Annotated in this window: 18 protein-coding genes, 1 tRNA gene and 1 pseudogene; 2 read left to right on the plus strand and 18 right to left on the minus strand. The window is 72.7% G+C overall.

Translation table 11 applies throughout. The features are described 5' to 3' along the window. Nucleotides 1-61: 61 nt before the first annotated feature. From BZZ08_RS11485 to BZZ08_RS11495, 3 genes are read right to left on the minus strand one after another with little or no spacing between them, the layout of a single operon-like run. A complete protein-coding gene (locus tag BZZ08_RS11485; RefSeq protein WP_104632066.1) occupies nucleotides 62-715 on the minus strand; it encodes a response regulator in 654 nt (217 codons plus the stop codon). 30 nt (nucleotides 716-745) lie between these two features. Beyond that, nucleotides 746-2,260, minus strand: coding sequence for a histidine kinase (locus tag BZZ08_RS11490; RefSeq protein ID WP_241965445.1), 1,515 nt, complete (start codon nucleotides 2,258-2,260; stop codon nucleotides 746-748). A 34-nt stretch (nucleotides 2,261-2,294) separates the two neighbouring features. After that, a complete protein-coding gene (locus tag BZZ08_RS11495; protein ID WP_104632068.1) occupies nucleotides 2,295-3,503 on the minus strand; it encodes a Clp protease N-terminal domain-containing protein in 1,209 nt (402 codons plus the stop codon). Nucleotides 3,504-4,527: 1,024 nt separating this feature from the next. Between BZZ08_RS11495 and BZZ08_RS11500 the strand changes: the two genes are divergently transcribed. Next, entirely contained in the window at nucleotides 4,528-5,625 is a 1,098-nt protein-coding gene (locus tag BZZ08_RS11500; RefSeq protein WP_157953333.1) for a helix-turn-helix domain-containing protein, read from the plus strand. Nucleotides 5,626-5,703: 78 nt separating this feature from the next. Here the strand turns inward: BZZ08_RS11500 and BZZ08_RS11505 are convergent. The 11 genes from BZZ08_RS11505 to bldG form a co-directional block, all read right to left on the minus strand. Beyond that, nucleotides 5,704-5,780 (minus strand) — tRNA-Thr (locus BZZ08_RS11505). A gap of 116 nt (nucleotides 5,781-5,896) precedes the next feature. Beyond that, nucleotides 5,897-7,516: an alpha/beta hydrolase gene (locus BZZ08_RS11510; protein ID WP_104632070.1), complete on the minus strand. Its 1,620-nt coding sequence runs from the start codon at nucleotides 7,514-7,516 to the stop codon at nucleotides 5,897-5,899. A gap of 115 nt (nucleotides 7,517-7,631) precedes the next feature. After that, nucleotides 7,632-8,837, minus strand: a complete 1,206-nt coding sequence (locus BZZ08_RS11515) for a DNA polymerase III subunit delta' (RefSeq protein ID WP_104632071.1) — start codon at nucleotides 8,835-8,837, stop codon at nucleotides 7,632-7,634. Nucleotides 8,838-8,979: 142 nt separating this feature from the next. Next, nucleotides 8,980-12,246, minus strand: a complete 3,267-nt coding sequence (gene tmk / locus BZZ08_RS11520) for a dTMP kinase (protein ID WP_104632072.1) — start codon at nucleotides 12,244-12,246, stop codon at nucleotides 8,980-8,982. 156 nt (nucleotides 12,247-12,402) lie between these two features. Then, nucleotides 12,403-15,261 (minus strand): type I DNA topoisomerase, encoded by a 2,859-nt coding sequence (topA, locus tag BZZ08_RS11525; protein WP_104632073.1) that lies wholly within the window; start codon nucleotides 15,259-15,261, stop codon nucleotides 12,403-12,405. A 268-nt stretch (nucleotides 15,262-15,529) separates the two neighbouring features. Beyond that, nucleotides 15,530-15,727 carry a hypothetical protein gene (locus BZZ08_RS11530; RefSeq protein WP_104632074.1) on the minus strand — a complete coding sequence of 66 codons (198 nt, stop codon included), beginning with the start codon at nucleotides 15,725-15,727 and terminating at the stop codon, nucleotides 15,530-15,532. Nucleotides 15,728-15,947: 220 nt separating this feature from the next. Then, nucleotides 15,948-17,465 carry a DUF7059 domain-containing protein gene (locus BZZ08_RS11535; RefSeq protein WP_104632075.1) on the minus strand — a complete coding sequence of 506 codons (1,518 nt, stop codon included), beginning with the start codon at nucleotides 17,463-17,465 and terminating at the stop codon, nucleotides 15,948-15,950. A gap of 62 nt (nucleotides 17,466-17,527) precedes the next feature. Beyond that, on the minus strand, nucleotides 17,528-18,118 hold the full coding sequence (locus tag BZZ08_RS11540; protein WP_104632076.1) for a small secreted protein: 591 nt from the start codon (nucleotides 18,116-18,118) through the stop codon (nucleotides 17,528-17,530). 219 nt (nucleotides 18,119-18,337) lie between these two features. After that, nucleotides 18,338-20,743, minus strand: a complete 2,406-nt coding sequence (locus tag BZZ08_RS11545; protein ID WP_104632077.1) for a sodium-translocating pyrophosphatase — start codon at nucleotides 20,741-20,743, stop codon at nucleotides 18,338-18,340. A 325-nt stretch (nucleotides 20,744-21,068) separates the two neighbouring features. Next, complete coding sequence (locus tag BZZ08_RS11550; protein WP_104632078.1) at nucleotides 21,069-21,500, minus strand: ATP-binding protein; 432 nt, start codon at nucleotides 21,498-21,500, stop codon at nucleotides 21,069-21,071. Nucleotides 21,501-21,609: 109 nt separating this feature from the next. Next, nucleotides 21,610-21,951 (minus strand): anti-sigma factor antagonist BldG, encoded by a 342-nt coding sequence (gene bldG, locus BZZ08_RS11555; RefSeq protein WP_003975386.1) that lies wholly within the window; start codon nucleotides 21,949-21,951, stop codon nucleotides 21,610-21,612. A gap of 82 nt (nucleotides 21,952-22,033) precedes the next feature. Between bldG and BZZ08_RS11560 the strand changes: the two genes are divergently transcribed. Then, nucleotides 22,034-24,490, plus strand: a complete 2,457-nt coding sequence (locus BZZ08_RS11560) for a DEAD/DEAH box helicase (RefSeq protein ID WP_198601414.1) — start codon at nucleotides 22,034-22,036, stop codon at nucleotides 24,488-24,490. Here BZZ08_RS11560 and BZZ08_RS11565 read toward each other — a convergent pair. From BZZ08_RS11565 to BZZ08_RS11580, 4 genes and pseudogenes are all read right to left on the minus strand, one after another. Further along, a complete protein-coding gene (locus tag BZZ08_RS11565) occupies nucleotides 24,453-24,878 on the minus strand; it encodes an Rv3654c family TadE-like protein (protein WP_104632080.1) in 426 nt (141 codons plus the stop codon). The two genes, BZZ08_RS11560 and BZZ08_RS11565, sit on opposite strands and share 38 nt — an antisense overlap. A gap of 206 nt (nucleotides 24,879-25,084) precedes the next feature. Then, nucleotides 25,085-25,513: a TadE family type IV pilus minor pilin gene (locus tag BZZ08_RS11570; RefSeq protein ID WP_241965446.1), complete on the minus strand. Its 429-nt coding sequence runs from the start codon at nucleotides 25,511-25,513 to the stop codon at nucleotides 25,085-25,087. Further along, on the minus strand, nucleotides 25,500-25,739 hold the full coding sequence (locus tag BZZ08_RS11575) for a DUF4244 domain-containing protein (RefSeq protein ID WP_104632082.1): 240 nt from the start codon (nucleotides 25,737-25,739) through the stop codon (nucleotides 25,500-25,502). Before BZZ08_RS11575 ends, BZZ08_RS11570 begins: the two co-directional genes overlap by 14 nt. A gap of 100 nt (nucleotides 25,740-25,839) precedes the next feature. Beyond that, nucleotides 25,840-26,174: pseudogene (locus BZZ08_RS11580) on the minus strand (type II secretion system F family protein); the annotation flags it as partial.

Here is a 26,174-nt window from a genome sequence, read left to right on the forward strand (position 1 = left end):
CGACGCGAGCGGGGGGCAGGCGGAGGCGACGTGAGCGGGGGTCAGGCGGACGCGCGGTGACCTACGGCTCGTCGAGGAGCCCGGCGTCGTGGGCGAGGACGGCGGCCTGGACGCGGTTGGCGCAGCCGGTGCGGGTGAGGATGCGGCTGATGTGCGCCTTGACCGTGCCGGCGCTCAGATACAGCCGGTCGGCGATCTCCCCGTTGGACAGACCGGTGCCGAGCAGCCGCAGCACATCGCGTTCGGCCGGGGCCAGTTCGTCGATCCGGCGCAGCGCGGCCTCGGTGTCCCGGCCGGACCGCACATGCCGCTCCAGCAGCTGCCGGGTGATCCGGGGGGCCAGCACCGGCTCGCCCCTGGCGGCGAGCTGGACGGCGCGGATCAGGTCGGCGGGGCCGGTGTCCTTGAGGAGAAAGCCGCTCGCCCCGGCCCGCAGGGCCCGCGTCACGTGCGCGTCCTGCCCGAAGGCGGTCAGCATCACGACACAGGTCCGGGGCGAGAGACGGGAGATGTCCTCGGCCGCGGCGATACCGTCGCGCACCGGCATCTGGACGTCGACCAGGGCTACGTCGACGTCCTGGTCGCGACAGGCCGCGGCGGCTTCCCTGCCGTCGCCCGCCTCGGCGACCACCTCGATGTCGTCGGCGTTCTCCAGGATGAGCCGGATTCCGGCGCGCATCAGCGCCTCGTCGTCGGCGACCAGGACTCGGATCATCGGCTCATCCTAGGACCGCCCGTCCTCAGCTCATCCCAGGACCGCCAGCACCAGCAGGACGACGAGGAAGCCCACGGTGGGCAGCACCACGACCAGCGCGGCACAGCCCGAACCGAGGACGCGCGGCCAGGTCAGGATCTCGTCCGGCAGCGGGGCACGGGCCCCTCCCGGCCCGGGGCGGACGAGCGGGTGAGGAGCAGACGGGCGACGGGGGGACGAGCGCCCGACGGCCGATTGCCCGACGGCCGATTGCCCGACGGCCGATCGCTCGGGCAACCGGGCGGCGACGCGGAAGCCGCCGTTCACCAGGGCGCCCGCCTCGAACGTGCCGCCGAGCAGCCCGACCCGCTCCTCGCAGCCGGCCAGTCCGCTGTGACTGCCCCCGCGGGAGGGCCCGGCCACGGGCGGCGGGGCGTTGGTGACGGACACCTCGATCCCGCCGCCGACGCTCCTCACCTGTACCCAGGTGGGCGCGCCGGACGCGTGTTTCAGCACGTTGGTCAGTCCCTCGCGGACCACCCGGTGAACGGCCTGCCGCGTCCGCGGTCCCAGCTCCTCCCCGTCGGGGACGGACCAGTCCAGCTCGACGGCGCTGCCGGTCCGCCGGGACTCGTCCACCAGCGCGGCGATGTCCTCCCGGGTCCCCCGCCCGTCCCCGGACCGGTCGTCCCCCGGACCGGTGAGGTCGGCGTGCCGCAGGACGCCCAGGATCTCGCGCAGTTCCTCCATCGCCGTACCGGCGGTCGTGCGCAGCAGCTCGGTCTGCCCGGCGAGGGCCGGCGCCTGCCGTGCGGCCGCCAGTTCGAGTGCCCCCGCGTGCACGGAGATGAGGCTCAGCCGGTGACCCAGGAGGTCGTGCATCTCGCCCGCGATCCGGTTCCGCTCCTCGGTCCGGGCCGCCTCGGCGGTCAGGGCGCGGGCCCGCTCCAGATAGGCGTTGCGTTCGCGCAACAGGCTGACGAGCGGCCGCCGTTGCCCGAGCAGCGTCCCGGCCAGGGCGGGAAGCACCAGGAGGAGCACCAAGGAGACGGCGTTGCCCACCACCTGGAACGCGAGGCGCTCGGTCCGGAACGGTGCGGTGGCGACGGTCAGCACCCCGACCACGGCCGAGGCCGCCCCGACGACCTGCCATGCCCGTCGCGTCGGTGCGATGCGCCGGGTCGCGGACATCACGACGAGCGGCGCCACCGCCACCGTCCACACGTTGACCCCCACGACCAGCACGGAGGCGCCCAGCACCGCGGCGACCGGCCGGCCCCGGCGCACGGCGACGAGCAGCACCGCCCACAGGGCCTCCAGCACGGCAAGCCCCGGCCGCGCGGGTACCACGAGCAACAGCGGCACCAGCCCGAAAGAGGCCGTGAGGAGACAGAGCAGCCCCTCGACGAGGACGGTACGACGTTCGGCACCACGCGCCGCGGCCCATCCGGCGACCGCCTCCCGCCGCACCCGGTGCGGCACACGGGCCAGCGCGCGCCGCACCCGTACGGACGGCCGGGGCGCGCCCGTGCCGCCGTATTCCTGACCACCGCTACGCACCCGCACCCCCGGAACGCTATCCGCCCGGCCGTCCCCGCTCTCACGCACCCGGCAGGCCGTCCAGCTCGGCCCGCAACGCGGCGAGGTCGACCTGCTCGGCGGCCAGCAGCTCCGCCACGTGGGCGTCGTCGAGCAGCGCGGACAGCAGATGGACGGTGCCGACGGTGGGCGACTCCCGCTCGGCGGCCCGCAGCCGGGCGACGGCGACGGCGCGTTCGGCAGCGGCGGTCAGCCGCGCCCGGTCCCCCTCCCCGGCATCACCGGCCGACACCGCCGCGACCGGAGCGACGGCCGAAGCGACGGCCGAAGCGACGAGGGTGACCTGCCGCACTCCGTGCCGGCGCAGGACCGCCGACGCGGCATTGGCCTCCGCCAGCCCCTCCGGAAGCGAACGCCCCGCCACGGCCAACGCCCGGTCCAGGGCCAGCACCCCCAGCAGCAGATCCACCGGTTCCGCCACGTCCCGCCCGCATCGCACCGCCTGGCGCCTGGCCTCGACGTTCACGGCGAACAGCACCGGTGAACCGTTCAGCCCGGACTGCGCGGTCCACGAAGTGAACGCGCGGGACAGCCGGTTGCCGCTCCTGCCCACCGTCCCGGCCCGACGCAGCAGCAGCACGCCGTACGACTCCGGCCGCTCGCTCTCCTCGGCCTCGGCCTCGGCGCCCAGCCGGTCCAGCCGGGTCAGCGCCTCGGCCGGGTCCAGCCGCCGGAGCAGCAGCGCCTCCCTCGCCCTGCTGCCCGGCAGGGCGAGCAGCGCCCTGGCCACGTGCCGGCCGCGCACGGAGACCGTCCCCTCAGCACGCGCGGACGCCAGCGCGTGCAGCAGACAGCTCCGCATCCCCCCGCTCATCGCGGGCGGCCCGGCCGGGCTCCCCTCCCGCGCCGCCTGGCGCGACCCCAGCCCGAACCGCCACCACGCCTCCCGCCAGGCGGCATCGACCTCGGCCTCGTCGGCCTCCGTCCCCGGTCCGCCGTGTGCCTCGTCCTCGCTGACCCAGCCCCGGCCCGCCCGGGCCTGTATGAAGCCACTGAGCCCACCGGACTTCCGCATCCCCGGGGCGATCGCCGCCCCCGCCTCCGAGTCCTCCCTCACCAGCTGTTCCAGCAGGGTGTCCGTCCCCGCGCACGCCGGCTCGCTCCGAACCGCCCGGCGCACCGTCGCGACGAGCACCTCCATGACGTCCGGCTCGAACTCCGTGGTCACCCCGAGCCCGGCCAGGTCCGCCGTCGTCCCTCGCTGCCCCATCGAACGCCTCCTCACTGCCCGGCGGTCCGTCCCGCCTGCCCGGACAACGCTAGGCACCCCCGCCCCCCGCCCGCGCCTGCCGACCGGCCAGACTCCCGGTCCGATCGGCTCGGCCCCGGGAGCACATCCTTCATCGATCGCGCGGCACTCGGACGGCCAGGATCGCGCCGGTGTGCCCGGCGGAGCGGCTGCGCGCGGCTCGGTGGGGGCTGACCATGAACGGGGCCGGACCGACGCGGGCCGGCCCCGAGGCAAGCCACGCGCCAACCTGGCCTGCGGGGAAATCCCGTACCGCTGATGGTGGAGCCAGGAGCGTCAGGGAGGAGCCCATGCTCTGGAGCATCGGCGGCCGCGAGCCTGTCAGGCAGCGGGCGTTGTGACAAGCGAGGGCGGACCGAAGTGACTTTTCCAATGGTGCTGAAACGATCACGGCGCGGGGTGTCCCGCTGGCCATGACGTGGAGTTCCTGGTCAGTGGGTTGACTCAGATCGCGCCAGAGCGGAAAGCGGGTTGCTGGTGGCATACGTAGCGGTCGCCAGACGGCTGGGTCGGATTTGCAGGCTGACTCAGCCATGCGCCAACCCACCCGCTTCGGTCCTGCGGTGGTGCTGCTCCTGGCAGGATTTCGGGAGCCGTTCAGGAGCGCCTACTCCTCACGGCCGGATCACTTAGGAGCCAGGAGCGTGGTCGTGCGGCCACTGCCGACATCTGTTTTCTCAAAGGTCAGGAGGACCCATTGCCCAAGCATTCTCCCATCGACTGGTCGCGCCGAGTGCCCTGCTGCTCCAGGCCGGCGCGCGTCCCGTCCACGGCCATCGGCGCAGTAGTAGTCGTCGTCCTGATCGTTCTTGTGCTGTCAGGTCTCACCATGGCCGGCACCGTTGCTGTGGCAGCGCAGGCCGCGACAGCCGTCTCCGCCCTGGCAGCGCTCGGAGGCAACGACCGGGTACGGCGCTCAGGTTGCGGGCGCGCCGCGGCGCCGTGCCGGTGACGGGCAACGGACGTGGGGAGGCCAGAACGAGCCGTGCCCTGGCCGGGCACGGCCAGAGCCGAACTCGCCCTGTTCTTACGCAAGGGGCGTTCCCGCAAGGGGCTGAGCTACGCCGAACTGGCCCAGCGCACCTCGGCGTACAGCGCGGCGACACTGCAGCGCGCGGCCGGCGGCCGGAGCGTGCCCGGACGTCAGGTGGCCCGCGCGTATGCCACGGCCTGTGGCCTGGACGTGGACGAAACCGATCGGTTGTGGCTGGCGGCGCGCCGTGAGGAACACTCGGAGGAGCATGCGGGGGATCGCAGATCCGTTCCCAAGCCGCGCATGATGCGAGACCTGGCGGACCTCGGCGCCGGACTGGCCGATATCCACGAGAGAGGGGGAGCGCCCTCGCGCCGCGAGATGGAGCGCCGGGCCCGGGCCGCCAGAACCACGCTCTCCAGCAGCGCCGCTCAGCGCATCGTCAGCCGCCAGCAGGTACCCAGCTCACCGGAGCAGTTGGTGGCCTTCCTGCGAGCCTGCGAAGTACCCGAGAGGGACCACGCAGAATGGCTACAGGCATGGGCCCGCGTGCGGCACCACCACGCCGCGGAGCTGAAGGCATCCAGAACCCTGCTCGACCTTCAGGAGGCCGAGGCGGCGGAGGGCCCGTCCGGGCGGGTGACAGCCGAGCAGGCCGCCCGACTCCTGTCCTCCGCGGGCTACTCCCCTGCCGAACGCTACCGGGGCTACAACGTGCCTTGGACGGTGCGCTGCCGGCTGTGCGCCGCGGTACAACGGATTCGGCTCTCGGACCACGCTGACGGCCACACGAATCAGTGCCCGCGGTGCCACGACGCTGCGGAGCGCACCGTCCAGGAGGTATGGGCCGCCCTCTTCGACCAGCAACGATGGAGGGAGAGGGGCATGCCGCCCACGGAGGCGGAGCTGTTCCGCAGATGCCGGGTCGCCGGCGTCGAGCGCCGGCAGTCCCGGCTGCACATCACCATTGCGGCCCCCTCCGAGGCCTTCGTCACCGCGGGACTTGCCGACACCTCCGCATGGGAGTCCCTCATAGCCGACGCCGTACGGGAAAAGCTGGACAGCGTCTCCGAGGTCGTCTACGTCACCTACACCGACCGGCTGAATTGAAGGTGCACTGGCTCTGCAGAAACCTGCGGCCTACGCAGATCAAAGCCCAGCTCAGAGAGATCTGAGCTGGGCTTCAGGTGGAGCCGCCTTCGGGATTCGAACCCGAGACCTACGCATTACGAGTGCGTTGCTCTGGCCATCTGAGCTAAGGCGGCGCGCTGTGCACCCATGGTGCGATCAGCAACGTCGGTAAGTCTACACAGTTTCCCTGGGTGCTCCGAACCCGCCCCGGAGGCGTGGGCTCCGGGGCGGGCGGGGCGCCGGGTGGGGGCTATGAGCAGCGCTTGCCGTCCTCCGGGGCGGTGCCGCGCAGCAGGTAGGTGTTGATCGCCGCGTCGATGCAGGTGCTGCCGCGGCCGTAGGCGGTGTGGCCGTCGCCCTCGTAGGTGAGGAGGTGACCGGAGGAGAGCTGGTCGGACAGGGCCTCGGCCCAGCGGTACGGGGTGGCCGGGTCGCGGGTGGTGCCGACGACCACGATCGGGGTGGCACCGGCCGCCTCGATGCGGTGCGGCTCCCCCGTGGGCTTCACGGGCCAGTACGCGCAGTTCAGGGAGGACCAGGCGAGGCCCTCGCCGAAGACCGGGGACGTCTTCTCGAACTCGGGGAGGGCGTCGCGCACCTCGTCCGGGGAGGAGAAGGCGGCCGGGAGGTCGAGGCAGTTCACGGCGGCGTTGGCGAACATCAGGTTGCTGTAGCCGCCGTCGGCCTCGCGCTCGTAGTAGCTGTCGGACAGGACCAGCAGGCCGGCGCCGTCCTTCTCCTTCATCGCCGAGGTCAGCGACTCGCGCAGCTGCTGCCAGGCGCCCTCGTCGTACATCGCCGCGATCACGCCGGTGGTGGCGAGGGACTCGGTGAGCTTGCGACCGTCGGCGTCTCCGGCGGAGAGGGGTTTGGCGTCCAGGTCGTCGAAGAAGGCCTTGAGGTTCTTGCCGACCTGGCCGGGGGTGGTGTCCTTGTCGCCGAGGGGGCAGTCCGGCTGCCGTACGCAGTCCTTCGCGAAGGACTGGAACGCGGTCTCGAAGCCCGCCGTCTGCTCCAGGTTCAGACGGCGGGCGGGCAGGGCGGGGTCCATCGCGCCGTCCAGGACCAAGCGGCCCGCCCGGTCCGGGTACAGGCCGGCATAGGTCGCGCCCAGGAACGTGCCGTACGACGCTCCGACGTAGGTCAGCTTCTCGTCGCCCAGCACCGCGCGCAGGACGTCCATGTCGCGCGCCGCCTCGACCGTTGAGACATGGCGCAGCAGCTTCGGCGCGTCGGCTCCGCAGCCCTCGGCGAACTCCTTGTAGGCGTCCACCAGCTCGTTCGTCTCGCGCGCGTCGTCCGGTGTGACGTCGGTCTGGGTGTACGCGTCCATCTCACGGCCGTCCAGGCACTCGACGGGCTCGCTACGGGCCACGCCCCGCGGGTCGACGGCCACCATGTCGTACTGGGCGCGGACCTTCGCCGGGTAGCCGATGCCCGCGTACTGCTGGAGGTAGCCGATCGCCGAGCCGCCCGGTCCACCCGGATTGACCAGCAGCGAGCCGAGCCGCTTGCCCGGCCCCGTGGCCTTCTTGCGGGCCACCGCGAGCCGGACGTCTCCCTCGCCCGGCTTGGCGTAGTCGAGCGGGGCCTTCATGGTGGCGCACTGGAAGCCGGGGACACCGCAGTCGCGCCAGCCGAGCTTCTGCTCGTAGTACGGCGACAGCTCCGAGGGCGTGGTCTTCGGCAGGGGGGCCAGGGTCGCCGTGGCCGCCTCCGTCGAGCCCACCGCCTGCGCCGCGGGGGAGCCGGCGGACGTCGACGCGCCCCCGGCCGAGCAGGCGGTGGCGAGCAGCGCGGCGGCGAGCAGCGCCGTTCGGAAACGGGTGCTGCCGGTGCGGGTCCTGCGGTGAGTGCGCCTTGTGTACATCCAGCGAGCGTAACTCTCCGCGATGGCATCATTGCGGTACGTGGTTTGCGTGCCCCGTACGTGTTACCGCGTCAACCGGGTGCCGCCCCGGCACGATCTCCGGAGGGGCGCGGGCTCAGCCCGATCTGAGCGCCATCGTCATCGCCTCCACGGCCAGCAGCGGAGGCACGTTGCGGTCGAGGGCCTCCCCGCAGGCGGCGACCGCCTCGATGCGGCGCAATGTGGACTCGGGTGTGCTGCCGCGGGCGAGCCGCTCCAGGGCGTCCTCCGCGTCGGCGTTGGCGATCGCCACGCGGGAGCCGAGCTGGAGCGCCAGGACATCGCGGTAGAAGCCGGTCAGCTCGCTCAGGGCGAGATCGAGGCTGTTGCGCTGGGTGCGCGCCTTGCGGCGTTTCTGGTCGGCCTCCAGGTCCTTGATCACGCCGGCCGTGCCGCGCGGGAGCCGGCCGCCCTGGGCCGCGCCCAGCGCCGCCTTCAGCTCCTCGGTCTCCTTGGCGTCCATCTCCTCGGCGAGCTGCTTGGCGTCCTCCGCCGCGGCGTCGACCAGCTCCTGGGCCGCCTTGAGGGCACTGCCGACGTCCTCGACCCGCAGCGGCAGCTTCAGCACGGCGGCCCGGCGGTCCCGTGCCGCCTTGTCGGTGGCCAGGCGGCGGGCGCGGTCGATGTGTCCCTGGGTGGCGCGGGCCGCCGCGGCGGCGACGTCCGGTTCGATGCCCTCGCGCCGTACGAGCATGTCGGCGACGGCCTCGACCGACGGCGTGCGCAGGTTCAGGTGGCGGCAGCGGGAGCGGATCGTGGGCAGGACGTCCTCGACGGAGGGGGCGCACAGTAGCCAGACCGTCCGCGGCGCCGGTTCCTCCACGGCCTTCAGGACGGCGTTGGCCGACTTCTCGTTCAACCGCTCGGCCTCCTCGACGAGGATGATCTGCCAGCGGCCGTTCGCGGGTGAGGTGAACGACTTGCGGACGGTGTCCCGCATGTCCTGGGCGCGGATCTCGGCGCCCATGGCGACCACGGTGCTGACGTCCGCGTGGGTGCCGACCAGCGCCGTGTGGCATCCGTCGCAGAAGCCGCAGCCGGGGACGCCGCCGAGGGCGCGGTCGGGGCTCACGCACTGCAGCGCGGCGGCGAACGCCCGGGCCGTCTGTGCCACGCCGGAGCCGGGCGGGCCCGTGAACAGCCAGGCGTGCGTCATGCTCGTCGCCTGCGGCAGCGGGCCCGCGGCCGCGGCGGCGGTGACGAAGGCGTCGGCGTCCCGGGCAGCGGCGGCGAGCGGCTCGCACACCTTCTCCTGCCCGACGAGGTCGTCCCATACGGTCATGGGTCACGCCGTCCTTCCGTCACACCGAGCCGACCGCACCGAGCGGCCGCGCTGATTCCGTCGCGGCCTCCATTGTGCGGGGCGGCACTGACAACGCGGCGGGACCGCCCGGGGCACGCACGGCCCCGGGCGGTCCCGGTGGTCAGCGTCGTCCCCGTCCCCTGCCCCGGCCGTCGTCGTCGCGGCCGTCCTCGCCCTCGTCGTGCGGTCCCAGCAGCTCGTCCGCCAGCGTCGGCAGGTCGTCCAGCGGGGTCTCCTCGGCCCAGTCGGAGCGGCGCCTGCGGGACGGCGGTGCCTGCTCGGGGTCGATCTGGGGCAGCTCGCGCGTGCGGTCCTGGGCGTCCTCGGCCGGGTCCTCCTCGCGGAAGTAGCCCGGCGGGACCCGGCCGGCGGGGTCGTCCCCGCGTACGGGCGGCAGGACGGCCGTCTCGTCGGCGGCTCCCGGCGGCGGCACGGGCGGCAGGACCGCCGTCTCCTCGGCGTCCCGCGGCTCCACCGCCGGAAGCACCGCCGTCTCGTCTGCCGCCCCGGACGGCACCGGCGGCACGGGCAGCTCGGTCGTCACCTCGGACTCGGACTCGCCGGACGCCCGGCCGCCGTCCTTCACATCGTCGGCGGCGTCGTCGGGCGTGTCCCGCACCGGACGCAGTACCGCCGTGTCCTCCACCGGTCCGCCGGAGGCGTTGGTCGGGGTCACGATCGGGGTCGGCACCGTCACCGCGTCGGTGGGGGTGGAGGCGGCCGGCTTCCGGTGGGGTGCGTCCGCCGCCGCGGGGGCCGCGGACTTGGGGCCGGCCGCGGCGGCGGCCGCCGCCTGCTCTGCCGCCCGGCGCGCCTCCTCGGCCCGCAGCAGGGCCTCCTCGGCCTTGCGCTGCTTCTCCAGGCGCCGGGCCTCGGCCTCGGCGCGCAGCCGCTCCTCCTCCTCGGCCTGCTTGCGGCGCCGCTCTTCCTCGGCCCGCAGCCGTGCCTCCTTCTCGGCGCGCGCCTTCTCCTCCGCGAGGAGCCGGGCCCGCTCCTCCTCGGCCTTGCGGCGTGCTTCCTCGGCCCGCTGCCGGGCCTCCTCGGCCTGCCGCTCGGCCTCGCGCCGCTGTGCCTCCTCCAGCTCGCGGCGCTTGCGCTCCTCCTCCTCGGCGCGCACCCGCGCCTCCTCCGCGAGGCGCTCGCGCTCCAGGCGCTCCTCCTCGGCCTTGCGGGCGGCCTCTTCCTCGGCCTTGCGGCGGGCTTCCTCCTCGGCCTTGCGACGCGCCTCCTCCTGGGCCTTGATCTCGGCCTCGGACAGCGGCAGCACCTGGTCGAGCCGGTGGCGTACGACGGTGCCGACGGCCTCCGGCTCCTGGCCGGCGTCCACGACGAGGTAGCGCCCGGGATCCGCGGCGGCCAGGGTGAGGAAACCGGAGCGCACGCGCGCGTGGAACTCGGCGGGCTCCGACTCCAGCCGGTCCGGCGCCTCGGTGAACCGCTCGCGCGCGGCCTCCGGCGACACGTCCAGCAGGACGGTCAGGTGCGGCACCAGCCCGTCGGTGGCCCAGCGGTTGATGCGGGCGATCTCGGTCGGCGACAGGTCGCGTCCGGCGCCCTGGTAGGCGACCGAGGAGTCGATGTAGCGGTCGGAGATGACCACGGCGCCGCGCTCCAGGGCGGGCCGGACCACGGTGTCGACGTGCTCCGCGCGGTCGGCGGCGTACAGCAGCGCCTCCGCGCGGTGCGACAGTCCGGCGCTGGAGACGTCCAGCAGGATGGAGCGCAGGCGCTTGCCGACCGGGGTGGCCCCGGGCTCGCGGGTGAGCACGACCTCGTGCCCCTTGCCGCGGATCCACTCGGCGAGGGCCTCGGCCTGGGTGGACTTGCCGGCGCCGTCGCCGCCCTCCAGGGCGATGAAGAAACCGGTCGCGGCGGGCGTCGGCACCGGGTCGTCGCCGCCGAGCAGCGCGTCCCGCAGGTCGTGCCGCAGCGGCACGCCGGAGCGGTCGTCGACCTTGGCCAGGACCAGCGCGGCCAGCGGCAGCAGCAGGGCGCCGAGCAGCATCAGCACGAACGCGGCGCCGCCGTGGGCGAAGACGAACTTGCCGTTCTCCAGCCGGTGCGGTCCGATCGCCGCGGCCACGACCGGCCCGACGACCGCGCCGAGCGCCACGGCGACCCGGACGACCGCGTGCAGGTGCTCGGTGGTCCGTGCCCTGCGGTGGTCCTCGGTCTCCTGGTCGAGCAGCGCGTGTCCGGTGTTCGCGGCCACGCCCGCGCCGACCCCGGCCAGCACGAGGAGCAGCAGCACGGTGGTGTCGTCCGGGACCAGCCCGGCGGCCAGCAGGGTGACACCGGCGAAGGCGATGGCCAGGGCGAGCAGCCGCCGGCGGGACAGGGAGGGCAGCAGGGCGGGGGCGGTGCGGATACCGACGACGACGCCGCCGGTCAGCGCGCCCACCGTCAGCCCGTACAGCACGGGGCCGCCGCCCAGGTCCTTGGCGTGCAGCACCGCCACGGCGACCGTGGCGGCCACCACCGCGGCGACCGCGGCGCAGGCGGACACCAGCAGCGGCAGCACTCCGGTGCGGCCCTTGTCGACACCGCTGCCGCTCTTGGGGCGGCGCAGGCCCTCCAGCGGCGACCGCGCGCGCGGGGTGCGCACCGCGGGCAGCTCCAGGAAGCTCAGCACGGACAGGGACGCGGCGAACAGCCCGGCCGCGACGTACGAGCCGAGGGCCGCCTGGTGCTCGGCGAACCAGTCGACGCCGGCGCCCAGGAGGTTGTTCAGGAGCCCCGCGACGACGAGTACGACGGCCGCGAGGGGGATCGCCACGAAGCTCGTGCGCAGCGACAGGCGGCGCAGCGCGTCCATGTGGTCCGGCAGCGGCCGTACCGTGGCGCCCTCCAGGGGCGGGGCGGGCAGCAGCGCCGGGGCCGCGCTCTCCCGGCACACCGTCCAGAAGCGCTCGGCGACGCCGGTGACGAAGACGGTCACCAGGAGGACGGCGAGCGCGTCGTCGGGCGTCCAGTCGATCCACAGCGGCGCGACGATCAGCAGCGCGGCCCGCAGCCCGTCGGCGCCGACCATGGTCCAGCGCCGGTCGAGCGGCCCGTCCTGCGAGGTGAGTGAGGTCAGGGGCCCGAGCAGCACCGCGCCGAAGAGCAGCGTCGCCAGGATGCGGACGCCGAAGACGGTCGCCACTGCGAACGCCACGCCCCGGTATCCCCCGCCGAACGAGCCCGCGCCGATCGCGGCCTGGACGGCGAGGAGGACCAGCACCAGCAGGGCGAGGATGTCGCCGACACCCCCCACGAGCTGTGCGCTCCACAAACGCCTCAGCTGCGGACGGCGCAGCAAGGCGCGGACGGCGCGCTCGCGGGAGTCCGCGACCAGGGCGTCGTCCGGGGCGGAGTGAGGGGCCGTTGGCTGCTCGGCTCGCGTCATGCGTTCAGCCTATCGGTCGCCGCCGACAGTCCGGTGGGCGCGGCCGGACGTACGCACGCCCCGACACCGAAATGATGCCGGGGCGTTCGTTTCGCGAAGAGCGTGCGCGGCGCGGAAGGGGCGCCGCTCAGCGGTTCACCGGTTTCTGAGCCGGACTCAGTCCTCCGACGCCTTCGACGCGGCCGTCTTCTTGGCCGCCGTCTTGGCGGTCGTCGTCTTCGCCGTGCTCTTGGCAGCGGTCTTCTTGGCCGCCGTGGTCTTCGCGGCGGCCGTCTTCTTGGTCGTCGCCGCCTTCTTGGCCGGTGCCTTCTTGGCGGCCGTCTTCTTCACGGCCTTCTTCGCCGTCTTCTTGGCGGGCGCCTTGGCGCGCTTCTCGGCCAGCAGCTCGTAGCCCCGCTCGGGCGTGATCTCTTCGACGCTGTCGCTGGAGCGCAGCGTCGCGTTGGTCTCGCCGTCGGTGACGTACGGGCCGAAGCGGCCGTCCTTGACGACGACGGGCTTCTCGCTGACCGGGTCGGTGCCCAGCTCCTTCAGCGGCGGCTTGGCCGCGGCCCGGCCACGCTGCTTGGGCTGGGCGTAGATCGCCAGCGCCTCCTCCAGCGTGATGTCGAAGAGCTGCTCCTCGGTCTGGAGGGACCGCGAGTCCGTGCCCTTCTTCAGGTACGGGCCGTAGCGGCCGTTCTGCGCGGTGATCTCCACGCCCTCCGCGTCGGTGCCGACGACCCGCGGCAGCGACATGAGCCGCAGGGCGTCGTCGAGGGTCACCGTGTCCAGCGACATCGACTTGAACAGCGAGGCGGTGCGCGGCTTCACGGCGTTCTTGCCGGTCTTCGGGGTGCCCTCGGGGAGCACCTCGGTGACGTACGGGCCGTAGCGGCCGTCCTTGGCGACGATGGCGTGGCCGGTGGCCGGGTCGGTGCCCAGCTCGAAGTCGCCGCTCGGCTTGGCCAGCAGCTCCTCCGCCAGCTCCACGGACAGCTCGTCGGGGGCCAGGTCCTCGGGGACGTCGGCGCGCTGGTGGTTCTCGGAGTCCTTCTCGCCGCGCTCGACGTAGGGGCCGTAGCGGCCGACGCGCAGCACGATGTCGTTGCCGACGGGGAAGGAGGACACCTCGCGGGCGTCGATCGCGCCGAGGTCGGTGACCAGTTCCTTGAGGCCGCCGAGGTGGTCCCCGTCGCCGTTGCCCGCGTCGGCCGCGCCGCCGCCTCCGGTGCCGTCGCCCTCGCCGAAGTAGAAGCGCCGCAGCCACGGCACGGCCTGGGCCTCGCCGCGGGCGATGCGGTCGAGGTCGTCCTCCATCCTGGCGGTGAAGTCGTAGTCGACGAGCCGCCCGAAGTGCTTCTCCAGGAGGTTGACCACGGCGAAGGAGAGGAAGGACGGGACGAGGGCCGTGCCCTTCTTGAAGACGTAGCCGCGGTCCAGGATGGTGCCGATGATCGACGCGTACGTCGACGGGCGGCCGATCTCGCGCTCTTCCAGCTCCTTGACCAGCGACGCCTCGGTGTAGCGGGCCGGGGGCTTGGTGGCGTGGCCGTCGACCGTGATCTCCTCGGCCGTCAGCGCGTCGCCCTCGGCGACCTGGGGCAGACGGCGCTCGCGGTCGTCCAGCTCGGCGTTCGGGTCGTCGGCACCCTCGACGTAGGCCTTGAGGAAGCCGTGGAAGGTGATGGTCTTGCCGGAGGCGCTGAACTCGACGTCCCGGCCGTCGGAGGCGGCGCCGCCGATCTTCACCGTGACGCTGTTTCCGGTCGCGTCCTTCATCTGGGAGGCGACGGTCCGCTTCCAGATCAGCTCGTACAGCTTGAACTGGTCGCCGGTCAGTCCGGTCTCGGCGGGCGTGCGGAAGCGGTCGCCGGAGGGGCGGATCGCCTCGTGCGCCTCCTGCGCGTTCTTGACCTTGCCGGCGTACGTGCGCGGCTGGGGCGGCAGGTAGTCGGCGCCGTACAGCTGCGTCACCTGGGCGCGGGCGGCGGAGACCGCCGTGTCGCTCAGGGTCGTGGAGTCCGTACGCATGTAGGTGATGTAGCCGTTCTCGTACAGCTTCTGGGCCACCTGCATGGTCGACTTCGCCCCGAAGCCGAGCTTGCGCGAGGCCTCCTGCTGGAGCGTCGTCGTACGGAACGGGGCGTACGGCGAGCGGCGGTACGGCTTGGACTCGACGGAGCGGACCGCGAACCGCGTGTTCTCCAGCGCGGCGGCGAGCGCGCGGGCGTTCGCCTCGTCGAGGTGGAGCGTGTTCGCGCTCTTGATCTGCCCCAGGGAGTCGAAGTCGCGGCCCTGCGCGACACGCCGTCCGTCGACCGTCTGGAGGCGGGCCACCAGCGACGACGGGTCGGAGGCGTCTCCCGCGCGGCCGGTGGCGAAGGTGCCGGTGAGGTCCCAGTACTCGGCGGAGCGGAACGCCATGCGCTCGCGTTCCCGCTCGACGACGAGCCGGGTGGCGACGGACTGGACGCGGCCGGCCGACAGGCGCGGCATGACCTTCTTCCACAGGACCGGCGAGACCTCGTAGCCGTAGAGGCGGTCGAGGATGCGGCGGGTCTCCTGGGCGTCGACGAGCTTCTGGTTCAGCTCGCGCGGGTTGGCGACGGCGGCGCGGATCGCGTCCTTGGTGATCTCGTGGAACACCATGCGCTTGACCGGGATCTTCGGCTTGAGGACTTCCTGGAGGTGCCAGGCGATGGCCTCGCCCTCGCGGTCCTCATCGGTGGCGAGGAAGAGTTCGTCGGAGTCCTTCAGCAGGTCCTTGAGCTTCTTGACCTGGGACTTCTTGTCGGCGTTGACCACATAGATGGGCTGGAAGTCGTGTTCGACGTCCACGCCGAGGCGGCGGACCTCGCCGGTGTACTTCTCCGGTACCTCCGCCGCGCCGCTGGGAAGGTCGCGGATGTGCCCGACGCTCGCCTCGACGACGTAGCCAGGGCCGAGATAGCCCTTGATCGTCTTCGCCTTGGCGGGCGACTCGACGATGACGAGTCGTCGGCCGCCCTTCGCGGTCTCGCTGGTCGGGGACAACTTCGCTCTTCTCTCCGGTCGACGCTGGGCCTTCCCAGGGCGTGGTCCCGGGTCGGGTCGTTCTGTGTTTCGATCGTGACGCTGCGGAGTGTGACGGTACCTCCCGCCCCCGTGTCAAACGGGAAAAGCCCGCAACGGCCACTCGAACGGTAACCCGACGAACCCTGTTCCTGCCGCCCGGAGTGCCCACCTGCCCCGACGCACGTATCCGGAGTGCGATCCCCCGATTACCCGGGCGGCGCCCCGTCCGGGGTCCGGAACCGGCCGCTCACACCTGCGTCAGGCACCAGGCCCCGAGGCCCAGCGCGACCACGGCGGCGACGCTCGCGACGGTCACCGATGCGACGGGGCTCACACCGTGCGCGACGGGCCGGCCGTGCCGCACCCGCGTCGCGGTCCACACCAGCAGACCGGCCCCGAACAGGGCGAACACCAATCCCGCGAAGATCGCCGGCCCGCTCTCCATGATCCCCCGTGCCCCTTTTCTCCAGCCCGCGCGTGTCCAGCCCCGGGGAGGCTGTCACGCGCGGGCGGCGGGCAGGCGAACCCGAGGTGAACGGGGAGCCGACGGGTCCGCCGGGTGCCGTCGGGCCTCCCGGTCCCCCGTGCGCAGGGTGGGGCGGGCGGCGCGCACGGCCGCGGAAAAAGAAATGGGTGAGCGCACCCACGCCCGGCGGCCGGGCCGGCTACGCCGGTTCGAGGAAGCCCTGCTCCACCAGCAGCCGGATCTGCGCGGGCGTACGGTCGCGCAGGGCCACCGGGTCCTCGCCCACCAGCTGGGCGATGGCGTCCAGGATGCGTCCCGCGCTCATGGTGCCGTCGCAGACGCCCGCGAAACCGGCGCCGACCGTGTCGACCCGGGTGGCCCGGCGCATGCCGCGGTTCTGGCGCAGGACGACGTGCTCCGGGTCCTCGGCGCCGGGCAGCCCGACCTGCTCCTGGACGACCTCGCCCGCCAGCGTGAAGTGCGCCTCCAGCAGGGCCGCGTCGTCGTGGGAGCGCAGGTAGTCGACGCGGTCGAAGTGGGCGCGCACGGTCTCGCCGAGCGGCTGCTCGATCGGGTGCGGCCACTCCTCGGCGACGACCGAGGGCTCGGCGGCCCCGGTCCGGCGCAGCGTGATCCAGCCGAAGCCGACGGCCTTGACCTTGCGCGCCTCGAACTCGTCCAGCCACGCGTCGTACCGCGCCTGGTAGTCGGCCGGGTCACCGCGGTGGTCGCCCGCGTCCCGCAGCCACAGCTCGGCGTACTGGGTGACGTCCTGCACCTCGCGCTGCACGATCCAGGCGTCGCAGCCGCGCGGCACCCAGGAGCGCAGCCGGTCCGTCCAGTCCTCCCCCTCCACGTGCTGCCAGTTGGCGAGGAAGTGCGCGAACCCGCCCTCGTTCAGGCGCTCCCCGGTCTGCTGAACGAGCGAGCGGCACAGATCGTCCCCACCCATCCCGCCGTCGCGGTAGGTGAGCCGGGCACCGGGCGAGATCACGAACGGCGGGTTGGAGACGATGAGGTCGTACGTCTCGTCGTCGGCGACCGGCTCGTACAGGGAGCCTTCGCGCAGGTCGGCGGCCGGGGCTCCGGACAGGGCGAGGGTGAGCGCGGCGATGTGCAGCGCGCGCGGGTTGACGTCGGTGGCCGTCACGCGCGTGGCGTGCGCGGCGGCGTGCAGCGCCTGGATGCCGGAGCCGGTACCGAGGTCGAGGGCGGCGGAGACGGGCGTACGCACGGTGAGGCCCGCCAGGGTCGTGGAGGCGCCGCCGATGCCGAGGACGACGCCCCGGGCGTGTCGGCCGATGCCACCGGCGCCGCCGACCGCGCAGCCGAGGTCGGAGACGATGAACCAGTCCTCGCCGTCGGCCCCGCCGTACGGCCGCACGTCCACGGTGGCCGCGACCTCGTCGTCGCCCGCGCGGTCGAGCCATCCGCTCTCCAGGCAGGCGTCGACGGGCAGGACGTCCGCCACGCGCGCGCGGGGGACGGGTTGCTGGAGCAGGAACAGCCGGACGAGCAGTTCCAGCGGCGTGTCGCCGCGGGTCGCCCGGAGCGCGGGCACGGTCTCGCTGCGCGACAGCGCCGCGTACGCGGGGGCGCCGAGCAGCTCCAGCAGTCCGTCGGCGGTGAAGGACGCCCCGAGCAGGGCGTCCCGCAGCCGGGCGGTGACGTCGGGGCGGTCGGCGGAGGGCAGGGGGGACAGGCTGGCGTTACTCACACCCCCATTGTGGCCCTGCGGTCACCGCCCCGCCCCGCGTCCGCGTGGGGACGCCCGCTCCGTCAGCCCTCGGCGGCCGACGGCGTCACCGAGGCCGACTTGCAGCTGGCCTGCTTGGCCATGGCCTTGCCGACGTCGCCCTCCTCCAGGGTCTTCAGCGCGTTGCTGCCGCTCTTGCTGAGCTTGTTCAGCTCGGTGGCGATGTCCTTGAGGCCGTCGGCGAACTTGGCCTGGTCCTTGGTGTCGAGCTCCTCCACCTGCTTGCGCAGGGAGGCGTAGGACGAGGAGAGGCCGTTCAGCTCGGTGACCGCGTCCTTCTGCTTCTTCTCGCCGTCGTCGACGTCCGGGGGGCCGGCCTTCTGGACGGTGGCGCCCATCGCCTTGTAGGCGTCGGACATGTCCTGGAACGCCTTCGCGTCGGTCTTCTGGACCTCGGCGGGGGTGCTGTTGTCCGAGGTCTCCTTCTGGATCGCCGCGTTGGCCGCCTCGATCTTCTTGGCCTGCGGCTGCACGCCCTGGCAGACGTCCTTGGCCCAGGAGTCCAGCTTCTCGTTGTCGTCGCTGCTGCTGCATCCCGTCAGCGCCAGTACCAGTACCGCACCGCCGGACAGTGCGGCCGCGAGCTTCTTGTTCACCGGATTGGTCCCTTCCATGGCTCTCGGCCCCGGAACATACACGCCGGATGGAGGACATCGACCGGACGAACATCCGTTAAGACCGTATTGAAGCCATTTGCACCAAGAGAGATAAGGCTCACGGTGACGGGTGCACACACGCGCGGAACGGGCGGACGGCGCGTCAACACGCGCCGTCCGCCCGCCCTTTGGGCAGCAACCCCGCAAGAGGCCGTACGGCGGCCCCGGCGGCGGGAACTACGAAACCACCGCCGGATCGGCCGACTTGGGTTCCGGGTCGGAGTTGTCCTCGTCACCCATGGCGATACCGCGCCGCTTGGACACGTAGACCGCCGCCGCGATCACGACGAACGCGACCACGGCGATCAGCACCCGTACGCCGATGCTCTTGTCGGCTCCGTAGGAGAACTTGATGACCGCGGGGGCGATGAGCAGCGCCACCAGGTTCATGACCTTGAGCAGCGGGTTGATCGCCGGACCCGCGGTGTCCTTGAACGGGTCGCCGACCGTGTCGCCGATCACGGTGGCGGCGTGGGCCTCACTGCCCTTGCCGCCGTGGTGACCGTCCTCGACGAGTTTCTTGGCGTTGTCCCAGGCGCCACCGGAGTTGGCGAGGAACACCGCCATCAGCGTGCCGGCGCCGATCGCGCCCGCCAGGAACGCGCCGAGCGCGCCCACGCCGAGCGTGAACCCGATGAAGATGGGTGCCATCACGGCGAGCAGACCGGGCGTGGCGAGTTCCCGCAGGGCGTCCCTGGTACAGATGTCGACGACCTTGCCGTACTCGGGTTTCTCGCTGTAGTCCATGATCCCGGGCCGTTCCCGGAACTGCCGGCGCACCTCGAAGACCACCGCGCCCGCCGACCGCGACACCGCGTTGATCGCCAGCCCTGAGAAGAGGAAGACGACCGCCGCTCCGGCGATGAGCCCGACGAGGTTGTTGGGCTGCGAGATGTCCATCATCAGGTTCATCGGCGCGCCCTCGCCGCTGAGTTTCTCGCCCACGTCCGCCGCGCCGGTGGTGATGGCGTCGCGGTACGACCCGAACAGGGCCGCCGCCGCGAGGACGGCGGTGGCGATGGCGATGCCCTTGGTGATGGCCTTGGTGGTGTTGCCGACGGCGTCCAGGTCGGTGAGCACCTGGGCGCCGGCGCCCTCGACGTCGCCGGACATCTCGGCGATGCCCTGCGCGTTGTCGGAGACCGGCCCGAAGGTGTCCATGGCGACGATGACGCCGACCGTGGTGAGCAGGCCGGTGCCGGCCAGCGCCACCGCGAACAGCGCCAGCATGATCGACGTACCGCCGAGCAGGAAGGCCCCGTAGACGCCCAGGCCGATCAGCAGGGCGGTGTAGACGGCGGATTCGAGGCCGAGCGAGATCCCGGCGAGGACGACGGTGGCGGGACCGGTGAGCGAGGTCTTGCCGATGTCCTTGACGGGGCGCCGGGTGGTCTCGGTGAAGTAGCCGGTGAGCTGCTGGATCAGGGCGGCGAGCACGATGCCGATCGCGACCGCGACGAGCGCGAGGATCCGCGGGTCGCCGCTCCTGCCCGCGATCGCCGCGTCGGTGACGCCGTCCAGGTCGGCGTACGTGCCGGGCAGGTAGACGAAGACGGCGACCGCCACCAGCACCAGCGAGATCACCGCGGAGATGAAGAAGCCCCGGTTGATCGCGCTCATGCCGCTGCGGTCGGACCGCCGTGGCGCCACCGCGAAGATGCCCACCATCGCCGTGATCACGCCGATCGCCGGAACCAGCAGCGGGAACGCCAGCCCGGCGTCGCCGAAGGCCACCTTGCCGAGGATCAGCGCGGCCACCAGGGTCACCGCGTAGGACTCGAAGAGGTCGGCCGCCATGCCCGCGCAGTCGCCGACGTTGTCGCCCACGTTGTCGGCGATGGTCGCGGCATTGCGCGGATCGTCCTCCGGAATGCCCTGCTCGACCTTTCCGACCAGGTCGGCGCCGACGTCGGCGGCCTTGGTGAAGATGCCGCCGCCGACGCGCATGAACATCGCGATCAGCGCGGCACCGAGGCCGAAGCCCTCCAGCACCTTCGGCGCGTCGGCCGCGTACACCAGCACCACGCAGCAGGCGCCCAGCAGGCCGAGCCCCACCGTGAACATGCCGACGACGCCGCCCGTACGAAACGCGATCTTCGTCGCTTTGTGCGAGACGAGAGTGAGATCCTTTTCCGGTTCGCCGGGGGCCGGTGTCGCTTCCCGCGCCGCCGCGGCGACGCGCACATTGCTGCGCACGGCGAGCCACATACCGATATAGCCGGTGGCCGCTGAGAACGCCGCGCCGATCAGGAAGAAGATCGAACGTCCGGCACGTTGATTCCAGTCGTCCGCGGGCAGCAGCATGAGCAGGAAGAACACGACGACGGCGAATACGCCGAGCGTGCGCAACTGCCGGGCCAGGTAGGCGTTCGCGCCTTCCTGGACGGCCGCCGCGATCTCCTTCATGCTGTCGGTTCCCTCGCCCGCCGCGAGGACCTGGCGCACCAGGACACCGGCGAGCACCAGCGCGGCCAGGGCGACGACCGCGATGACCGCGACGAGCACGCGGTTCGAGTCGGTCAGCACGGCGGCTGCGAGGTGGGAGGGATCGCCCAACTGATGAGGGGTGGAAAGCTCCGCCATTCGTCCTCCTTGACGCTTGGGCTGAGCTCAAGATGTGGACGGGATTGTAGGTACCGGAACCTGATCAAAACAGTGCACGACAAATGGAATTGAGCTGTCAACCGCAAGGGGCCCGGAAGTAGTAATGCCTCTCCGGCATTAATGCCGTGATCCATTCGGCGACCAGCTTGGTGATCCGTTCGGTGATCCGCTTGCCGATAGATTCCTGTGCGATTGATCGTGAAGGAATTCACTTGGCGCACGCACGATCCCAATGTATGTCCGCACATGACAAAGGGCCCCACCAGGTGGGGCCCTTCGGGTGATACGGGGGTCGACGCAGGGATCAGACCGGCGGCAGCACCGCCGGCGCGGTCGGCCAGGTCATGCGGATCAGCCCGCCGCCCTCGCCCGCCGTGACCTCCACGTCGTCCACGAGCCCACTGATGACCGCGAGGCCCATCTGGTCCTCCTCGGCCTCCAGCTCGTCGGCGGCGACCCCCGAGGTCTTCATCCCGGGGACCGCGTGCGGCGCCTCGTCGCCGACCTCGATGGAGAACTGCTTCTCCTCCTCGATCAGCGCCACCTTGACCGGCGCCGTGATGCCGCCGTGCTGATGCAGGCCCACGGCCCGGGTGCAGGCCTCGCCGACGGCGAGCCTGACCTCGTCGAGGACGGCCTCGTCCACTCCGGCCCTGCGCGCCACCGCAGCCGCCACCAGACGGGCGGTGCGGACGTGCTCGGGCAGCGCGCTGAAGCGGAGTTCGACGGTGGCCATGCATCCCCCTCGGAACTACGGGCGTGCTTTCGAGGGTCCGGGCCGCCGACAGCCCGGACCCCCTTCGTTCTCTTGCTGCCCCGGGCCGCACAGGACCCGGGGCCGGTCGTCAGTCGGTGGCCGCCACCGCTTCCTCGACCGAGGTGTGAATGGGGAACACCTTGGTGAGGCCGGTGATACGGAAGATCTTGAGAATGCGCTCCTGGTTGCAGACCAGCCGCAGCGAGCCCTCATGGGCACGCACCCGCTTCAGTCCACCCACCAGCACGCCGAGCCCTGTGGAGTCGAGGAAGTCCACGCCCTCCATGTCGACGACGAGGTGGAAACTCCCGTCGTTCACGAGCTCGACCAGCTGCTCACGCAGCTTGGGCGCGGTGTATACATCAATTTCGCCACCGACCTCGACGACCGTACGATCGCCGACGGTACGGGTCGACAGGGACAGGTCCACGGATCCTCCAGCACCTTGCTATCGAGCGGTCGTCCCTCGGGACACCTCGGCTTGAAGCCCCCAGGACGGTTCGCCAGCCGCGATGGCATTCAATCACTTACCGGCAGGCGTGCACGACGCCTTGGTCCCATTGTCCGTCACGCCAGTGACAGACTCGGTGCCGATGGCCAAGAATCACCGACCCGATCGATCCCCGGCGGAGCCCGGCTCCCGGCCGGAACCGGGCATGCTCCTGGACCGGCTCGCCGCGGGACCGAACCGGGCTGCGCGCATCACTCATACGGAGCACTTGCCCCCGCGTGCGGGCCGTCATGCCCTCTGGCCGGACCGGATTAGGCCGGAGGTGCTGGCCGCGGTGCTGGCCGCGGGCATCGAACACCCCTGGGCCCACCAGGCACGCGTGGCCGAGCACGCCCTCGACGGCGACTCGGTGGTCGTCGCCACGGGCACCGCGTCCGGCAAGTCCCTGGCCTATCTGGTGCCGGTCCTGTCGGCCCTGGTGGACGGCTCCGAGGCGCCGAACGGGCGCGGTGCCACCACCCTCTACCTCGCCCCCACCAAGGCGCTGGCGGCCGACCAGTGCCGGTCGGTGAAGGAACTTTCACAACCTCTCGGCACCTCCGTCCGGGCCGCTGTCTACGACGGCGACACCCCGTTCGAGGAACGCGAGTGGATCCGCCAGTACGGAACGTACGTCCTGACCAATCCGGACATGCTGCACCGCGGCATCCTGCCCTCCCACTCCCGCTGGTCGTCGTTCCTGAAGGCGCTGAAGTACGTCGTCATCGACGAGTGCCACACCTACCGGGGCGTCTTCGGCTCCCACGTCGCCCAGGTGCTGCGCAGACTGCGCAGACTGTGTGCGCGCTACGGCGCGTCGCCCGTGTTCCTGCTCGCCTCCGCCACCGCCGCCGAGCCCGCGGTGGCGGCCCGCCGGCTCACCGGGCTCCCGGTGATCGAGGTCGCCGACGACGCGTCACCGCGCGGCGAACTGGTGTTCGCCCTCTGGGAACCGCCGCTGACCGAACTGGAGGGCGAGAAGGGCGCACCGGTCCGCCGTACGGCCACCGCGGAGGCCGCCGACCTGCTCACCGACCTCACCGTGCAGGGCATGCGCTCGATCACCTTCGTACGGTCCCGGCGCGGCGCGGAGCTGATCTCCGTGATCGCCCAGGAACGTCTGGCCGAGGTCGACCGTTCCCTGGTCCGGCGGGTGGCGGCGTACCGTGGCGGCTACCTCCCCGAGGAGCGCCGCGCCCTGGAACGCGCCCTGCACTCCGGCGACCTCCTCGGCCTCGCGGCGACGAACGCCCTGGAACTCGGCCTCGACATCTCCGGCCTGGACGCCGTGGTGATCGCCGGGTACCCGGGCACGCGGGCCTCGCTGTGGCAGCAGGCGGGCCGGGCGGGGCGGTCCGGGCAGGGGGCGCTGGCCGTGCTGGTCGCCCGTGACGACCCGCTGGACACCTTCCTCGTCCACCACCCGGAGGCCCTGTTCGACCAGCCGGTGGAATCCACGGTCCTGGACCCCGACAACCCGTACGTCCTCGCCCCCCACCTGTGCGCGGCGGCGGCGGAACTGCCCCTGACCGAGGAGGACCTGAAGCTTTTCGGTCCCGCCTGCGAGGAACTGCTGCCCCAGCTGGAGGCGGCGAAGCTGCTGCGCCGGCGGACCCGGGCCTGGCACTGGACACGCCGTGAGCGGGCCGCCGACCTGACGGACATCCGCGGCGAGGGCGGACGCCCGGTCCAGGTGGTCGAGGAGGGCACGGGACGGCTGCTGGGCACCGTGGACGCCGGTGCCGCCCACACGACCGTCCACGAGGGCGCCGTGCACCTCCACCAGGGGCGCACGTACCTCGTCCGCTCCCTCGACCTGGAGGACTCCGTCGCACTGGTCGAGCAGGCCGCCCCCGCCTACTCGACGGTGGCCCGCGACACGACGGCGATCTCGGTCCTGGAGACCGACATCGAGGTCCCCTGGGGCGACGGGCGCCTCTGCTACGGCTCCGTCGAGGTCACCAACCAGGTGGTCTCCTTCCTGCGGCGGCGCTTGATCACCGGCGAGGTCCTGGGCGAGACGAAGCTCGACCTCCCTCCCCGGACGCTGCGCACGCGCGCGGTGTGGTGGACGGTCACCGAGGACCAACTGGACGCGGCCCGGATCAACCCGGAGATCCTCGGCGGGGCCCTGCACGCCGCGGAGCACGCCTCGATCGGCATGCTGCCCCTGTTCGCGACCTGCGACCGCTGGGACATCGGCGGCGTGTCGGTCCCCCTGCACCCGGACACCCTGCTGCCGACGGTCTTCGTGTACGACGGCCACCCCGGTGGCGCGGGCTTCGCCGAGCGCGCCTTCCACACCGCCCGCGACTGGCTCACGGCCACCCGGGAGGCCATCGCCTCCTGCGAGTGCGACGCGGGCTGTCCGTCGTGCATCCAGTCCCCCAAGTGCGGCAACGGCAACGATCCGCTGCACAAGCGGGGGGCCGTACGGCTCCTCACGGTGCTGCTGCGGGGGGCGGCGGAGGCGGAGTAGGCGGTGCGGAGGGCGGAGGCGGCGGGGCTGGTGCGGGTGACGTGAGCGGGGCGGGGCCCGCCCTCGCCCGGACCTCCGCCGTGAACGGGCCCCTGCCCGAGGCCGCCGTCACATCCGACACCTGCCCGGTGATCACGCACCTCACCAACCTCACCCCCTGCGCCCGCGCGACGCCGCTCGCCCTCTCGCACGCCGTCGTGCCGCCCTGTGCCCAGTGGTCCGCCGCCGCGAGGGCCGCCAGATCGGCGCCGCCGGCCGCGCGATGCCGGGCCACGACGGCCTGTCCCAGGGCCAGCACCACGCCGAACACCACGCACAGAACGGCGACGGCGGCAACGCTCCACACGGTCGCCGAGCCCCGGTCGGAGGCGGTGCGGAGGAGAGCCACGGGGGCCGGGGCAGGTGCGGGGGCGGCGCCGGGTGCGGGGGCGGCAGCGGCTGCGGGGGCGGCAGCAGGCGCGAGGGTCGAGGCAGGCGTGGAGATCGAGGCAGGCGCGGAGGCGTCGGCCTGGTTGTGGTCGCCCGCAGGGTCGGGGCCGGTCCCGGCTCCGCTGCTGCCCCGACCGGTTGCCGCCCGGGACGGGGCTCCGCCCCTCACGGCTCCGCCCTCACCGGTTCCGCGGCCGCCGACTCCGTCCCCGGCGGCTGCTCCGCCGAGGCCACGGCCTCCTCCCGTACCTCGAAGGGCAGCCCGTGCAGAGCCGGTGGGTCGGCCACCACGACCACGCGGACCAGCCCCGCCTCCCGACTGACCGTGACCCGCGCCCCGCGCGGGGCCGCCTCGCGGGCGACCTCCACGACGGCGTCGTCCGGGTCCTGCCGCGCCGCCGCGCGGGCGCCCGTCCGGGCCGCGTCCACACACTGGATCTGGGCGGCCACCACGAGCAGCCCCCACACCAGCGCCATCGCGAACACCACCAGCACGGGCAGCACCACGGCCGCCTCCGCCGTCACGAAGCCGCTGTCCTGTCCGCTGCCAGGGGCCCGTGCCTTCGCCCTCGCCGCCCGCTCACATCCGCGCATTGAGTGCCCCCTTCACGATGCCCTGCAACTCCGCGCTGACCGTGCCGCTGGTCACGACCTTGTAGAGGACGACGGCGAAGGCCACCGCGGCGACGATGCCCATCGCGTACTCGGAAGTGACCATTCCCGCGTCCCGCCGAAGGTCCTGCCGCACGGCCCGCCTCCGCAGCGCCGTACCCGCTCCGCACACCAGGGCACACAGCCGTGCCCGTACCACCTGATACATCGCAACCCCCGTAAGGCTTGATCCTGTGTTCACTCGCCCGCCCGTCGCTCGTGCGCCGGACCCTCACTCGCCGGCCTTGCCGCCGGCCCGGCCCCATCCCTCAGCCACCGCCTCCCCCACGGCCCAGCACCCCGCCGGCCAGCCCGATGACCACCGGCAGCACGCCCACCGCGATGAACGCCGGCAGAAAGCACAGCCCCACCGGCGCGGTGACCATGACGGCCGCCCGACGGGCCCGGGCCGTCGTGGTACGGGCCCAGTCGGCTCGGGCCTGGGCGGCGAGCCGGGCGGCCGGACCCGCCGCGGGCAGGCCGGACACCTCGGCCCGCTCCAGCAACCGCGCCAGGGGTACGGCCCCCGCGAGGGCGGCCAACCCGCGCCAGGCGCCGTCCGGTTCGCCCCCGAGGCGCACCTCCGCGGCGCCGCGTCCCAGCG

Origin of the sequence: Streptomyces sp. MH60 (assembly GCF_002939385.1) — a bacterium.
Classification (GTDB): domain Bacteria; phylum Actinomycetota; class Actinomycetes; order Streptomycetales; family Streptomycetaceae; genus Streptomyces.

What these genes read in the sequence shown, in the direction of transcription:
- BZZ08_RS11560 (WP_198601414.1), top strand. Translation starts at nt 22,034, where the DNA reads ATGGCATTCAATCACTTACCGGCAGGCGTGCACGACGCCTTGGTCCCA.
- BZZ08_RS11550 (WP_104632078.1), bottom strand. Translation starts at nt 21,500, where the DNA reads ATGGCCACCGTCGAACTCCGCTTCAGCGCGCTGCCCGAGCACGTCCGC.
- BZZ08_RS11485 (WP_104632066.1), bottom strand. Translation starts at nt 715, where the DNA reads ATGATCCGAGTCCTGGTCGCCGACGACGAGGCGCTGATGCGCGCCGGA.
- BZZ08_RS11495 (WP_104632068.1), bottom strand. Translation starts at nt 3,503, where the DNA reads ATGGGGCAGCGAGGGACGACGGCGGACCTGGCCGGGCTCGGGGTGACC.
- BZZ08_RS11510 (WP_104632070.1), bottom strand. Translation starts at nt 7,516, where the DNA reads ATGTACACAAGGCGCACTCACCGCAGGACCCGCACCGGCAGCACCCGT.
- BZZ08_RS11545 (WP_104632077.1), bottom strand. Translation starts at nt 20,743, where the DNA reads ATGGCGGAGCTTTCCACCCCTCATCAGTTGGGCGATCCCTCCCACCTC.
- tmk (WP_104632072.1), bottom strand. Translation starts at nt 12,246, where the DNA reads ATGACGCGAGCCGAGCAGCCAACGGCCCCTCACTCCGCCCCGGACGAC.
- BZZ08_RS11570 (WP_241965446.1), bottom strand. Translation starts at nt 25,513, where the DNA reads ATGCGCGGATGTGAGCGGGCGGCGAGGGCGAAGGCACGGGCCCCTGGC.
- BZZ08_RS11540 (WP_104632076.1), bottom strand. Translation starts at nt 18,118, where the DNA reads ATGGAAGGGACCAATCCGGTGAACAAGAAGCTCGCGGCCGCACTGTCC.
- BZZ08_RS11575 (WP_104632082.1), bottom strand. Translation starts at nt 25,739, where the DNA reads ATGTATCAGGTGGTACGGGCACGGCTGTGTGCCCTGGTGTGCGGAGCG.
- BZZ08_RS11515 (WP_104632071.1), bottom strand. Translation starts at nt 8,837, where the DNA reads ATGACCGTATGGGACGACCTCGTCGGGCAGGAGAAGGTGTGCGAGCCG.
- BZZ08_RS11530 (WP_104632074.1), bottom strand. Translation starts at nt 15,727, where the DNA reads ATGGAGAGCGGGCCGGCGATCTTCGCGGGATTGGTGTTCGCCCTGTTC.